We start from the raw sequence: 13,138 nt of genomic DNA, 5'->3' as shown, positions 1-13,138 counted from the left end.
GGGACGTTTGCAGCAGCGGCGGCTGCAGGTACAACGTCAGGCGCAGCGTCAGGCAATTACAGTCCCATCCGCTCAAGCCACAGCTTGGCGTCGTGGATTTCAGGCTCGGTGGGCAGGTGGTCCACAGACTCCCAGACCCGGTTGAACCCTTCCATCCCGGCAACATCCACCACGGCGCGGACAAACCGGGCGCCGTCGGAGTACTGGCGCATCTTGGCATCGAGGCCCAGGAGGTTGCGGATGAACTTCTCGATCACGCCGCGGTCCTTGCCGCGGTCGTTGAACCGCTGCCGGATGGTCTTCACGGACGGCACGATGCTGGCGTCGACGGCGTCCATCACCACATTCGCATGCCCCTCCAGCAGGCTCATCACGGCAGTGAGGTGCGAGATGGCGGCCTTTTCCTCCGGGTCCTGCAGCAGGTCCAGGATGGCGCCGCGGCCCGGCGTATTACCGTTGGCCGAGCGGTCCTTCAGCGACCGGGCGGCCGCGGTGGCCCGCTCCATCAGCGAGTCGACGTTGCCGAGCAGGTGCCCGCTGAGTTCGTCGATCTGCTGCAGCATGTGGTGCCGCAGCCACGGGGCAGCGGCGAACTGCACGCGGTGGGTCTGCTCGTGCAGGCACACCCACAGGCGGAAATCCTCCGGCGTGACATTAAGTTCGCGCTCCACGGACACGATATTGGGCGCAACCAGCAGGAGCCTGCCGCCCGATGGCGCAACCGACCCTTCGGCCATGGCGGCGAAGGGATCGTACTGGCCCAGCACCTTGCTGGACAGGAAGGCCAGGACGGCGCCCAACTGGCTTCCGGTGATGGCACCGCTGACGCTGGCGGCCGCAGGGCTCAGGGAGCCGCGGCGGTTTTCAAGCATCTTCTCCATGGCGGGCTTCAGCATCACCGCGAAGCTCTGGGTGTTTGCCTTCGCCCAGGATGCCCTGTCCACCACCAGCACCGTGGAGTCCCGCAGGTCCCTGGCCGCTTCGAGCCCGGTGATTTCGTGGACGTGGGACACCGAAGCGTCGGCAAGCCGGCGCAGGCTGTCCACGGCTTCCCCGATTTCCGCCTGGTCCAGGACCGGCCCGGCGGGAGCAAGCCGCGCCGCAGCCGAGGCCGCGAGATCCCAGTTGATCAGGGATTGGGCAGTGACTGGCTGGGCAGCGTTGGGCTGCGCACTAGTGGACTGCCCGTTCGTGGACAGGGCTTCTGAGCCGTCCGATGAGGGCAAGGTCGATGCGGACTCGCGTGCAATGGACTCCATAGGTCCCATCAGAACACAGCAGGCCGGGGATCGTCCTTAAGTTCGCTGACCGGCGAACCAGAGGGGTCCGGTAACTTACACAGCCTTACCACGGCTTGCGGCCACAGAACGGGCGCGCCGCGAATCCTAGCGGCAGCCGCAGGCGGCGAGGGCCGTGGCCGCCCTGTCCAGCGCTACTTTATTGCCGGCGGCTCCGGGGGTGAGCCCGTTGCCGATGAAGGAGAACACCAGCAGCCGGCCGTCCGCATCCACTACATAGCCGCTCAGCGCCAGGACCGTGTTCAGGGTGCCGGTCTTGGCCCGCACCAGCCCCGCGCCGCCCGCCGTGGTGCCTTCCCCGTACCGCGTGTCCAGGGTGCCGGTCAGCCCCGCCACGGGGAACCCGTCCAGCGCTTCCCGGAGCCTGCCGTCAGTGCCGGCCGTCATGGTGCGCACCACCTCGGCGAACTGGCGGGCGGAGACCTGGTTGCCCATCGCGAGCCCGCACACATCAACGAGCTTCATGGATTCCGCGGGGATTCCGGCCTCTGCCACCTGCGCGCGGACAGCCGCCGTGGCGCCGTCGTTGCTGCCGGGCAGGCCGGCGGCAAGGGCAGCAAGCCGGCCCAGTGCCTCCGCCAGGTAGTTGTCCGATTCCTGCAGCATCAGGTCAACCTGCTGGGCCACCGTGGCTGATTCCACTTCCGCCAGGACCGCAGGGTCCGCACCAGCCCCACCTTGGCCTGCCCCCGGTGAACGTTCGACGCCGGCCGCCACAGTGAGTCCCGCGGCCGCACCCGCTTCCCGCAGCCGGGCCGCAAACACCTCCGCGGCCGTGATGGCCGAGTCCTGCGGGCGCGGCCCGGTGGTGACGGCAGGATCGAAGCGTGCCGAATTGAGCGCCAGCGGGTAGAGCGGCGCCACCTCGCCGGCGGCAACATCGCCCTCTTGCCAGGCAGGGTTGAGGGCTGGCCCGGTAAAGAGGGAATCGTCCACCAGGACCTTGACCTCGCCGATTGTTCCACGTGCCTGCAGCCCTTCGACCGTCCGGGCCGCCAGGGTGGCCAGGCCGGCATGGCCCAGCACCCCTTCGACGTCGGATTCCCCCGGGCCCAGCAGGACGTCCCCGCCGCCCGTGAGAACTACCTGGCCCGCGGCCGGACCGGCAGTAACGGTTGTGCTGAATCGATGGTCCGGGCCCAGGGTGCGCAGCGCGGCCATCGCCGTCAGGAGCTTCATGTTCGACGCCGGCACGCGGCCTTCGGAGCCGCCCCTGTCGAAGAGGACCTGGCCCGTGAGCGCATCCTGGACGATGCCCGTGAAAGTGCCGCCGCCGTCGGCCTTCAACAGGGGATCCACCTGGGCGGTGAGCGCTTCCCGGGACGGAACCGCTGCGGATGCGTCCAAAGCGGCAAGTCCTTGGCGCGGGGAAAGAGTTGACGGGGCCTGCTGCCATTCCGGCGCGGCGGGCGCCGGGGCGGGCGGTTCCGGGCCAAGGAATCCGGGGGCCACGAGCATTACGGCGGGGATGGCCAGGACCGCCAGGAGCGCGGTGAGCACGGCCAGCGGCCAGGTGCGGCGGACACCCTCCCCGCCGCTTTTGACATTCCGGCGGATGCGGTCAGGCCACGGATCCGTGCCGGTTGTTTTGGTCATGCTGGTGCTGGTCCTCAAGTCCTGAAATTTCCCCACAAGTTCCTGATTCCAGGGCCTCTCGCTATATCCTCAATTGTAGTCGGCGGCACGGACACTCCTTTTTGTGGGCCCGTCAAGTGTGCCGCGCACCCCCTGCAATCGCCGAGGAGCATTCCATGAAGCACGACGTGACCATCGAGATCCCCAAGGGATCGCGCGTCAAGTACGAAGTTGACCACGAGACCGGCCGCGTCCGCCTGGACCGCGTCCTCTTCACCGCCATGCAGTACCCCACCCACTACGGGTACTTCGAAAACACCCTCGGCGAGGACGGCGATCCCCTGGACGCACTGGTGCTCCTGCAGGACTTCGACCTGCACCCGGGCGTCATCGTCGAGTCCCGCCCCATCGGCGTCTTCAACATGACCGACGACGGCGGCGGAGATGCCAAGATCCTGTGCGTCCCCGTGGACGCCCGCTTCGACCACATCCAGGAAGTCAGCGACGTCAACGAGTTCCTGATCAAGGAAATCGAGCACTTCTTCACCCGCTACAAGGACCTGGAGCCGGGCAAGTGGGTCAAGGCCGAGGGCTGGGGCGACCGCGCCGCCGCCGAGGCAGAGCTGGAAGCCTCCATCAAGCGCTACGTGCCCACCGGCCACTAATCCCCACAAATCCCCGTCTGCTGGACAGATCCCCGCATCGTGCAAGGGGGAATAGTCCAGGAGGCGGGGATTTCTGTTGCCCCGCCATCTTGAACATGTGGAATCGTGGACCTGTGATTTCCGAGGCTACCTTCCATCCCCCGTGCGGCCCGGTGCTCGGTTGGCGGGATGGAAACGTCCTCCGCGCAACCGGCATCCCCTATGCCACCGCCGCCAGGTTCCAGCCGCCCGTCCCGGCCCCGGACTGGACGGAAACCTTCTCCGCCACCTCACTGGCACCGGCGTGCCCGCAGGGCCCGGTCCCCTTCCTCGACGACGTACTGGGCACCCGCTACGGTGAACTTCCCGGCAGCGAGGACTGCCAGAACCTGTCCATCACCATGCCCGGGAATGTTGCCGCCGATGAGCGCCTGCCCGTCATGGTGTGGATCCACGGCGGCTCCTACACCACCGGTTCGGGCGACCTGGCGATCTTCGATCCTGCCGTGCTGGTGGCCGAGAACCGCGTGGTGGTGGTTTCCGTCACCTACCGGCTGGGACTGTTCGGGTTCCTGGCCACGCACAGCGGCCGGCCCGGAAACCTTGGTTTGCTGGACCAGCTGGAAGCGCTCAGGTGGGTGCGGCGGAATATCGCCGCCTTCGGCGGCGACCCCGGCCGGGTGACCGCGTTCGGCCAGTCCGCCGGCGGTGATGCGATCGCCCACCTCATGGCCACGCCGGAAGCGCCGTCCCTCTTTCAACGGGCCATCATCCAGAGCGCACCGCTGGGCATCGCCCGGGGCCGGGCGAAGATGAACCACGCCATGGGCATCGCGGCCGACGCTGTCACTGAGGACACTTCAGCCATGGAAGTGGTGGAGCGGGAAGCGCACGTTGCCCAGGTGGCCCGCAGGTTCGGGATGCTGGCGGCGATGCCCTTCGGAACCCAGTACGGGCACGAGCCGCTGCCCGAAGAAAAGGACATCGAGGCCGCGTGGAACCGTTCAGCCCCGGGAATCGACGTGCTGATTGGACATACCTCGGAGGAAGCACGGCTGTTCCTGCCACGGAACCCGCTGCTGATGCGGGTGGAAGGCGTTCCCGTGGTGGGAGCTGCGGCGGTGCGCGCTGTGGACCGGGTGGTCACCGAAACCGTGTACGGCAGGGCGGCGCGCAAGTTCGCCCGCCGCCATGCACGCGCAGGCGGACGGGCGCACCGCTACATCCTGCACTGGCACGCCCCGGGCAACATCTTCGGTGCTGCCCACACCATTGACCTTCCGCTGCTTTTCGGCACGCGCACCACGTGGGACGGCGTGGGCCTGATCGCCGGTGCTGGCTGGGACGAGGTGGACGCGGTGGGCAGGCAGTTGCGGGCCCTCTGGGCAGGCTTCGCCCGCGGCGATGCGCTGGGTGAAGCGGGCGGCATTCCGGGGGCCCTCACCTACCACGCGGCCTGACCCAGGAGTTCACGTGAAGACGCTCGGCGTGGACCTGGCTGCGGCCACCAAGAAGACTGCGGTGGCAGTCATCGAGTGGGTCGGTGGTGCAGCAAAGCTGGTGCACCTGGCGCTCGATGTGGACGACCAGGGGATCGTGGACCTGTTCGGCGGCTCCGACATGGCCGGCATCGACTGTCCCGTGGGCTGGCCGGAGGCGCTGGTACCGTTCCTCACCGGGCACGCAGCCTTCGACGCCGGTCCGGTCCTTGCGCACGACGGCATAGCGGGCCGGCGCCTCCTTGCCTACCGCGATACGGACCGGTTCGTCACCGCCCGCACAGGGCTCATCCCGCTGAGCGTCTCCGCGGACCGGCTGGCCCATCCCGCCATGCGCTGCGCCGTGATCCAGGCAAAGATCGCGGCGCTCCACGGGCCGCAGGCAAGGGACGGCTCCGGCCGGCTGGCGGAGGTCTACCCCGCAGCTTCGCTGAAGATCTGGGGACTCAACGGGCGCGGCTACAAAGGACGCGGCGTTCCCGAATCGGAACGGCTCGGCGTGTTGCTGGACGCCTTGCGAAGCCAGGCGCCCTGGCTGGACCTGGCCGGGCACGCGGACAGACTTGCCGGATCGGACGACCTGTTTGACGCCGTCGTCGCCTCCCTCACAGCCCGCGCCGTGGCCCGCCGTCGTACGCTCCTGCCCAGCCGCGAAGACACAGCAGCCGCACGCAGTGAGGGGTGGATCCACCTGCCATCGTGCGCTCTGGAAGAGCTGGTGGACTAAATCTGGTCAGCTCCCAAGCTCCCAAGCTTCCAGTTCCTGATCTCCTCCGGGTCCTCGCCGTGGGTGCGGGTGTACTCCCACGCCCTCATGCGCCGGTCCTGCAGGTCCTGCCGGAGGAGCGAGTGCTTCTCCGCCAGCCCCGGAACGCGGTCGATCGCGTCGATGGCGAGCTGGAACCGGTCGATGCCGTTGAGCATGGCCATGTCGAACGGCGTGGTGGTGGTCCCCTCCTCCTTGTAGCCGCGCACGTGCAGGCCTTCCTGGTTGGCGCGGCGGTACGTGAGCCGGTGAATCAGCGCCGGATAGCCGTGGTACGCGAAGATGATCGGCTTGTCAGCGGTGAAGATCCCGTCAAAGTCGCGGGCCGGGAGCCCGTGCGGGTGCTCGCTCGAGTCCTGCAGGCGCATCAGGTCCATCACGTTGACCACGCGGACCTTCAGTCCGGGGGCACCTTCGCGGAGGAGTTCCGCCGCTGCCACGGTTTCCACGGTGGGGACGTCGCCGGCGCAGGCAAGGACGACGTCGGGCTCCTCGCCCGGCACCTCCGACCCCGCGAACCGCCAGATTCCCAGGCCACGGCGGCAGTGGTTGGCCGCATCTGCCGGCCCCAGCCAGGTGGGCGAGGGCTGCTTGCCGCTGACCACGATATTCACGTAGTCCGTGGACGCCAGGCAGTGCTCCATGACGGACAGCAAGGTGTTGGCGTCGGCCGGCAGGTAGACCCGGATGACCTCGGCCTTCTTGTTCACCGCGTGGTCGATGAACCCGGGATCCTGGTGCGAGAACCCGTTGTGGTCCTGCTGCCAGACGTGCGAGGACAGCAGGTAGTTCAGCGACGCCACCGGCTGGCGCCACGGCAGCTTGCGGTGCACCTTCAACCACTTGGCGTGCTGGTTGAACATGGAGTCCACAATGTGGATGAACGCCTCGTAGCAGCTGAAAACCCCATGCCGGCCGGTCAGCAGATAGCCCTCGAGCCAGCCCTGGCACAGGTGCTCACTCAGGACCTCCATGACCCGGCCGGACCGCGCAAGGTGCTCGTCGGCGTCGTCGATCCGGTACTGCCACACCTTGTCCGTGACCTCGTAGACGTTCTGCAGCCGGTTCGACGCCGTCTCGTCCGGGCCAAAGAGCCGGAAGTTTTCCATGTTCAGGGAAATGACGTCCCGCATCCATGAGCCCAGGGTGATCATCGGACTGACCCGTTCCGTGCCGGGGGCTGCGACCTCCACGGCGTGGTCCCGGTACTGGGGCAACTTCAGTGCACGCCGGAGCAGGCCGCCGTTGGCGTGCGGCGTCGCGCTCATCCGGAAGTTTCCGGTTGGCGCCCCCTCGGCGACATCGGGCCGGAGCCGCCCGTCGCCGTCGAACAGTTTTTCGGGGCGGTAGGACTTCAGCCACTCCTCGAGCTGCCTCAGGTGGTCCCCGTTGGTGCGCACCTCCGAGAGCGGGACCTGGTGGCTGCGCCACGTGCCCTCCACCTGCTTCCCGTCAACGCTGCGCGGCCCGGTCCAGCCCTTGGGCGAGCGCAGCACGATCATGGGCCAGCGCGGCGCTCCCTGGTCCGCGGCATCCCGGTTTTCGGAATTTTCGGCGGGGACCCGGTAGGCGTCCTGGATTGCGCGGATGTCCACCATGCACCGGTCGAGCGCTTCGGCGAAGTCGCGGTGCGCTTTTTCAAAGGCATCGGGCTCGTCCACAGTGACGAAGTACGGCTCGTGACCGTAGCCGCGCAGCAGCTGTTCCAGCTGCTGCTCCGGCATCCGTGCCAGGACGGTGGGGTTGGCGATCTTGTAGCCGTTGAGGTGCAGGATGGGCAGCACGGCGCCGTCGGCTGCCGGGTCCAGGAAGTTGTGGGAGTGCCAGCTGGCGGCCAGCGGCCCGGTTTCGGCCTCGCCGTCGCCGATCACGACGGCGGTTACCAGCTGGGGGTTGTCGAACACCGAGCCGTAGGCGTGGGCCAGCGAGTAGCCCAGTTCACCACCCTCGCTAATGGAGCCGGGGCTCTCCGGGGCGGCGTGGCTGGGTATGCCGCCCGGGTAGGAGAACTGGCGGAAGAGCTCCGCCATGCCCTCGGCGTCGTTGCCCACGTGGGCGTAGATCTCGGAGTACGTGCCTTCCAGCCAGGCATTGGCGACGACGGCGGGGCCGCCGTGGCCGGGTCCGGCCACGAAGAGCATCTCGGTGGAGTCGCGGCGGATCACGCGGTTCAGGTGTGCGTAGACGAAGTTCAGTCCCGGGGTGGTCCCCCAGTGCCCCAGCAGCCTGGACTTGGTGTGCTCCGCTGTGAGCGGTTCACGCAGCAGCGGGTTGGAGCGGAGGTAGATCTGGCCAACGGAAAGGTAGTTGGCGGCCCGCCACCACCGGTCCACGAGTTCGAGTTCTTCCTGCCCTGTCTCTTCCTGCCCCATGCTGCCGGTCATAGCCATCCTCACGTCGCGTCCGCCGCCTTCCGGCAGCCGTCAGTCCATCGCAACAGATGGGCCGGGCCGAGGCAACTGTTGGTGGCAGGATCGGGTCCGTCATGCGGCTTGACCAGTCGTAACACGGAAGTTCCGGGCTTCCTACCACCGGGTAGTGTGTACCCAGAATGTTCACGCTGACTATCAATCAAACGGACAGCCGGCGCGATGGGGACCGGGTTCCGCAGCTCCTCAAGGACCTGCGGCATATTCCGGCGCGCCTGGACTTTGACCGTTCCGTGGAGGATGAGGTGCAGGGCATCGTCGAGTGCCCGCACCAGGCGGTGGATGCAGCACTGATCGCCCTGCGCAGCGGCTTATGGTACGTGGGGATCGGCGTGGGACCGGTGAGCGAGCCGCTGCCCAACCAGATCAAGGACGCCTCGGGACACGGCCTCGTCTATGCGCGCCGGGCGGTGGACCGGCTGCGCAGCAGCAAGGAGCGGGTTCCCGTGGCGGTAGAGGGGCCGTGGGCGGACGTGGCGCACGACGCCGAGGCGGTACTCCGGCTGCTCGGCCATATTGTTCGCGACAGGTCCGGCGCCGAGTGGCGGGTGCTCGACCTGCTCACGCCCGGCGTACGGGGCCAGCAGAAGGCCGTGGCGCAGGAGCTGGGAATCACCACCCAGGCCGTCAGCAAGGCGGTGGCACGGGCGCAGTGGAACGAGGAGCACGCAGCCCGGCCCGCGGCGGCCAGGCTGCTGGGACTGATCCTCGAGGTGCGCTGACCCGGCGAAGCCGCCGTCCGCCGTCGAACTTGTTTCTAGCTTGGGGTGGCCGCCAGCACAGGCTCGCCGTTGAAGTATTCAAGCTGCCAGCCCTCGATGGCGTGGTGGTGCGCCAGGTTGAGCACGGCGTTGTTGACGCTCGCCAGGGTCTGCCCGGTGGCGCGGCTCAGGGTGACGCGCAGCAGGGTGCCGTGCGTGACCACCAGGAGGCGCTGGCCGCGGAACTCTTCGGCGAGGGCTTCCAGCGCGGCCAGGCCGCGGGTTGCGGCCTCGTCCTCGCTCTCGGCGCCCTTGAAGCCGCCCGGAACGCGCAGGGCCTCAAGTTCGGGCCCTGCCTGCATGCCCTCGGCCGGGCCGAAGCTGCGCTCGGTCAGTTCCGGAACGCGCCGGGCCACGGCCAGGCCCAGGCCTTCGGCGATCAGGTCCGCCGTTTCCGCTGCACGGCTCAGCGGCGAGGAGACGATGGCGTCCCACTGGTAGGGGGCGAGGACGGCGACGGCGTCACGCGCCTGGCCGCGGCCGACGTCGTTCAGGGGGATGTCAGTGGCTCCCTGCAGCCGGCGTTCGGCGTTCCAGTCAGTCTGGCCGTGGCGGACGAGGGCGAACGTCGTAAGGGTCATGGTTCCTATTCTGCCTTGGCTGCAGGCCGGGACCGGAATCGCGGCAGTGGAGGGCGTCTTGGGGCGCCCTACAGGAGGCTGCGCAGCACGTGGGCGGCGCCGTCGTCGAACACGGACTTGGTGACCTCGTCTGCGACGGCGATGACCTCCTCGGGTGCCTGGCCCATGGCCACGCCCCTGCCGGCCCATGTAAGCATCTCGATGTCGTTCCGGCCGTCGCCAATGGCAACGGTGAGGTCCGGGTCGATGCCGAGCTGGAGACGGAGGTTCTCCAGGGCGCTGGCCTTGGTCACGCCGGCCGCGGCGATGTCCAGCCACGCCGTCCAGCCGACGGAGTACGTCACCCCGGCCAAGCCGATGTGCTCAATCGCCTCGTTGAACTCCTCCGGCGTGTTTTCCGTGCTGAAGACGACGACGCGCACTGCCGTGGCTTCGAGCATGGTGTGGAAATCCACGCCAACGGCTTCCACCCCGAAGCTGGCATCCTGGAACCGCTCGGTGGAGAGGAAGTTGCCGTCAGCATCCTCAAGCGCGTATTTGGCGGACGGAAGGCGTTCGCGGAGGGCGCGGAGCGCGGGGGCGGGGTCGAAGGTGGCCTTGTGGATGACCTCGTAGCCGTTCTCGAGGTCGGGGTGGAGGCGCAGGGTCACGCCGCCATTGCAGCAGACCGCGTACCCGTGCTCGATGCCAATCTTCTCGATGATGGGCAGGGCGGCGTTCAGGGACCGGCCGGTGGCAATCATCACCTCGTGTCCCACACCCACCACGGCCTGTGCCGCTTCCCGGACACCCGGCGACATGTGGCCGTCGTGGTCCACGAGCGTGCCGTCCACGTCCAGGGCCACCATGAGCTTCCGGCCGTTCTGGCCCTCAATGTTGTTCTGGTTGTCTCGCCGGTCATCGTTGCCGGCGACTGAGGCTTCAGTCAGCGTTGTCATCCATCTAGTAGAACAGACACCCCTGACACCCGGTAGGACGCGCGCCACAGGTTTATTGAACGGTTAGTGAATACTCCGGGTCCCAAGCGCGTTTGCGAATCCGCGCCTTCGAGGTTCTGATTCGCGAACTAGCTTCTGATCTGCGGCCGAAGTCCGGCCGCCAGAAGCTTCCGCCTTAGGCGGTCCGGGTTTTGAACGTCACTCCACGCCCACCGGACGAAGGCATATCCCAGGGCGCGGATCCGGTCCTCCCGGACCTTCTCCTGGTACACAGCTTCGTCTGCTGTGATTTCGCCCCGCAGTGCTGGGTCAACATACTTCCCCTTGCCATCGAACTCGCCCACAACTCTCTGCTGCGGCCACCAGAAGTCGCTCCTGCCAATGAAGCCGTTCCGGTCGCTGAACACCTGCTGCAGCACGGGTTGGTCGAATCCGAGGAACTCAAAGGCCGCACGGCTGTAGGACTCACCCACGGATTCAGCGAGTGGACTTGCCAAGGCTGCCACCCGTTCGGCCCGCCGTCGCGCTGAGGCATGCGGATGACCTGCAATGCCCTCGGCGATCTCGGGTATGGCCAGTAGGTTGGCTGCAACGGGCAAGAGGCCCTCCGCATGCAAGGTTCGCGCCAGTCCGTCCGCGACCACCAGCGCCTCGCTCAACTTGCCGCCAGCCATGAGATCAAGGGTGGTCTGTACGGGACTAGTGCACCTGAATTCGCCGCGCACGACAGTGTCGACCGGCGTCTTTACGCAGTACCGGAGGGGGTAGGAGCGCTTTTCCCTAACCTGCTTTGCAGCCGTCTCTTCACCAAGGACCATCAGCGGCGACTTACGTACTCCGCTCCGCCCGGGAAGTGCTGTGGCAAGTTCCACGTGTGGGGGCGTCCTCAACGTGGGCAATCCGACGGCCAGGGCAGCGGTCTCGCCGCACAAAACCGCACCGTTGACGGATCTGGCCACGGCCGCCGTCGACCACGCAAAGCGCTCCGACGGCTGTGCACGAAGCCAGTCTGCCGTCCGGACGTAGAAACCCCGGCGGATCCGGACCAGCTTGCCGGCCCTGAACTCGCGGTGGATTACGTCCGTGGTCCCCTGCGTCCTCAGGATGGCCGCGGAATCGATTAGCCCAGGCGGTATCTCCATCACACAAGGGTGACGTGAAGAACCGAGGGAAGCAGTAGACCGAGTTATCCATGTGGACAACCTGAGCAGTGGAGGCCGCCCGGCGATCACCACCAGGCTCAGGATCCCAGGCTCGTTCGCGAAACCGCGCCTTGAAGGTCCGGATCCACGAACAAGCTTAGGAAACCCGGAGGGCTACAGGACCGGCAGCACCTCGAGGCCGCCCAGGTACTTCTGCATTGCCTTGGGGACGTTCACGGAGCCGTCCGCGTTCTGGTGGTGCTCCAGCAGCGCCACAATCCAGCGGGTGGTGGCCAGGGTGCCGTTGAGCGTGGCCACTGCCCGGGTGCCCTTGGCTACACCATCCGGATTTACCGCCCGCTCGCGGATGTTCAGGCGGCGCGCCTGGAACGTGGTGCAGTTGGAGGTAGAGGTCAGCTCGCGGTAGGCGCCCTGGGTGGGGACCCAGGCTTCGCAGTCGAACTTGCGGGCGGCGGAGGTGCCAAGGTCGCCGGCGGCGGTGTCAATGACCCGGTACGGCAGCTCGCACTTGGCCAGCATTTCCTCTTCCCATGCCAGCAGCCGCTGGTGTTCGGCGGCGGCTTCCTCCACCGTGGTGTAGATGAACATCTCCACCTTGTTGAACTGGTGCACGCGGATGATGCCCCGGGTGTCCTTGCCGTGGGACCCCGCCTCGCGCCGGTAGCAGGAACTCTGGCCGGCGTAGCGGATTGGGCCCGCCGAGAAGTCCAGGATCTCGTCGGCATGGTAGCCGGCCAGGGAAACCTCCGAGGTGCCCACCAGGTAAAGGTCGTCTTCGGCGAGGCGGTAGATCTCAGCGTCGTGCTTCACATCGAAGCCGGTGCCCTGCATGGTTTCGGGGCGCACCAGGGTGGGGGTGATCATCGGAATGAAGCCGTTCTCGATGGCCTGGTCCATGGCCATCTGAAGCAGCGCCATCTCCAGCCTGGCGCCCACGCCGCGGAGGAAGTAGAAGCGTGCGCCGGACACCTTGGCGCCGCGCTCCATGTCGATGGCACCGATCAGCTCGCCGATCTCCAGGTGGTCGCGCGGCTCAAAGTCGGGGAATTCGCGCGGCGTGCCGACGGTCTTGACCACCACGTAGTCGTCCTCGCCGCCCTCGGGAACGCCGTCCTCGATGAGGTTTGGGATGGTGCGCAGGAGTTCCTCCTGCTTGGTCTGCGCGGCATCGGCTTCGGCGGAGGCCGCCTTGACCGAATTAGCCAGTTCCTTGACCTCGGCCAGCAGGGCCTGCTTCTCCTCGCCCTTGGCCTGGGCCACCTTCTTGCCGAAGGCGTTCTGCTCGGCGCGCAGGTTTTCGAAGCGGATCAGCGCTGCCCGGCGGGCGGAATCCGCGGCGATGATCGCGTCCACCACCGATTCGTCCGCGCCGCGGGCGCGCTGGCTGGCACGGAACTTGTCCGGGTTTTCGCTGAGGTCTTTTACGTCGATCACCATCCAAGGGTATCCAAAAGAATGCATGACGTCGGGCGGTTACGGAGCGC

Annotated in this window: 11 protein-coding genes; 4 read left to right on the top strand and 7 right to left on the bottom strand. The window is 67.3% G+C overall.

Annotated elements, in window-relative coordinates; all coding sequences use genetic code 11:
• Window positions 1-56 precede the first annotated feature (56 nt).
• Entirely contained in the window at window positions 57-1,259 is a 1,203-nt protein-coding gene (locus tag AC5RU7_RS12790) for a zinc-dependent metalloprotease (RefSeq protein WP_494052545.1), read from the bottom strand.
• 126 nt (window positions 1,260-1,385) lie between these two features.
• On the bottom strand, window positions 1,386-2,894 hold the full coding sequence (dacB, locus tag AC5RU7_RS12785; RefSeq protein ID WP_494052544.1) for a D-alanyl-D-alanine carboxypeptidase/D-alanyl-D-alanine endopeptidase: 1,509 nt from the start codon (window positions 2,892-2,894) through the stop codon (window positions 1,386-1,388).
• A gap of 155 nt (window positions 2,895-3,049) precedes the next feature.
• Between dacB and AC5RU7_RS12780 the strand changes: the two genes are divergently transcribed.
• The 3 genes from AC5RU7_RS12780 to AC5RU7_RS12770 all read left to right on the top strand — a co-directional run bounded on the left by AC5RU7_RS12780 (window position 3,050) and on the right by AC5RU7_RS12770 (window position 5,743).
• On the top strand, window positions 3,050-3,538 hold the full coding sequence (locus AC5RU7_RS12780) for an inorganic diphosphatase (RefSeq protein ID WP_013599443.1): 489 nt from the start codon (window positions 3,050-3,052) through the stop codon (window positions 3,536-3,538).
• 113 nt (window positions 3,539-3,651) lie between these two features.
• Window positions 3,652-4,977, top strand: a complete 1,326-nt coding sequence (locus tag AC5RU7_RS12775; protein ID WP_494052543.1) for a carboxylesterase family protein — start codon at window positions 3,652-3,654, stop codon at window positions 4,975-4,977.
• A 13-nt stretch (window positions 4,978-4,990) separates the two neighbouring features.
• Complete coding sequence (locus tag AC5RU7_RS12770; RefSeq protein WP_494052542.1) at window positions 4,991-5,743, top strand: DUF429 domain-containing protein; 753 nt, start codon at window positions 4,991-4,993, stop codon at window positions 5,741-5,743.
• Here AC5RU7_RS12770 and AC5RU7_RS12765 read toward each other — a convergent pair.
• On the bottom strand, window positions 5,740-8,166 hold the full coding sequence (locus AC5RU7_RS12765; protein WP_494052541.1) for a phosphoketolase family protein: 2,427 nt from the start codon (window positions 8,164-8,166) through the stop codon (window positions 5,740-5,742). The genes AC5RU7_RS12770 and AC5RU7_RS12765 overlap by 4 nt on opposite strands.
• Before the next feature lie 167 nt (window positions 8,167-8,333).
• On the opposite strand from AC5RU7_RS12765, the gene AC5RU7_RS12760 reads away from it, so the two are divergent.
• Window positions 8,334-8,933: a hypothetical protein gene (locus AC5RU7_RS12760; RefSeq protein WP_494052540.1), complete on the top strand. Its 600-nt coding sequence runs from the start codon at window positions 8,334-8,336 to the stop codon at window positions 8,931-8,933.
• Between the two features lie 35 nt (window positions 8,934-8,968).
• Here the strand turns inward: AC5RU7_RS12760 and AC5RU7_RS12755 are convergent, their stop codons facing one another.
• The 4 genes from AC5RU7_RS12755 to serS all read right to left on the bottom strand — a co-directional run bounded on the left by AC5RU7_RS12755 (window position 8,969) and on the right by serS (window position 13,088).
• A complete protein-coding gene (locus AC5RU7_RS12755) occupies window positions 8,969-9,553 on the bottom strand; it encodes a histidine phosphatase family protein (RefSeq protein ID WP_494052539.1) in 585 nt (194 codons plus the stop codon).
• A 68-nt stretch (window positions 9,554-9,621) separates the two neighbouring features.
• Window positions 9,622-10,491, bottom strand: coding sequence for an HAD family hydrolase (locus AC5RU7_RS12750; RefSeq protein ID WP_494052538.1), 870 nt, complete (start codon window positions 10,489-10,491; stop codon window positions 9,622-9,624).
• A 128-nt stretch (window positions 10,492-10,619) separates the two neighbouring features.
• Window positions 10,620-11,633 carry a hypothetical protein gene (locus AC5RU7_RS12745; protein WP_494052537.1) on the bottom strand — a complete coding sequence of 338 codons (1,014 nt, stop codon included), beginning with the start codon at window positions 11,631-11,633 and terminating at the stop codon, window positions 10,620-10,622.
• 174 nt (window positions 11,634-11,807) lie between these two features.
• Window positions 11,808-13,088 carry a serine--tRNA ligase gene (gene serS / locus AC5RU7_RS12740; protein ID WP_494052661.1) on the bottom strand — a complete coding sequence of 427 codons (1,281 nt, stop codon included), beginning with the start codon at window positions 13,086-13,088 and terminating at the stop codon, window positions 11,808-11,810.
• Window positions 13,089-13,138: the final 50 nt, after the last annotated feature.

It is taken from the genome of Arthrobacter sp. K410C (assembly GCF_059090105.1).
The sequence above is the reverse complement of the archived record's forward strand: the minus strand, read 5'-3'. Positions and strand labels throughout refer to the sequence as shown.

Bases quoted from the DNA above. Each gene is read 5' to 3' on its own strand.
- AC5RU7_RS12760 (WP_494052540.1), top strand. From the start codon at position 8,334: ATGTTCACGCTGACTATCAATCAAACGGACAGCCGGCGCGATGGGGAC.
- AC5RU7_RS12780 (WP_013599443.1), top strand. From the start codon at position 3,050: ATGAAGCACGACGTGACCATCGAGATCCCCAAGGGATCGCGCGTCAAG.
- AC5RU7_RS12745 (WP_494052537.1), bottom strand. From the start codon at position 11,633: ATGGAGATACCGCCTGGGCTAATCGATTCCGCGGCCATCCTGAGGACG.
- dacB (WP_494052544.1), bottom strand. From the start codon at position 2,894: ATGACCAAAACAACCGGCACGGATCCGTGGCCTGACCGCATCCGCCGG.
- AC5RU7_RS12755 (WP_494052539.1), bottom strand. From the start codon at position 9,553: ATGACCCTTACGACGTTCGCCCTCGTCCGCCACGGCCAGACTGACTGG.
- AC5RU7_RS12790 (WP_494052545.1), bottom strand. From the start codon at position 1,259: ATGGAGTCCATTGCACGCGAGTCCGCATCGACCTTGCCCTCATCGGAC.
- AC5RU7_RS12750 (WP_494052538.1), bottom strand. From the start codon at position 10,491: ATGACAACGCTGACTGAAGCCTCAGTCGCCGGCAACGATGACCGGCGA.
- AC5RU7_RS12765 (WP_494052541.1), bottom strand. From the start codon at position 8,166: ATGACCGGCAGCATGGGGCAGGAAGAGACAGGGCAGGAAGAACTCGAA.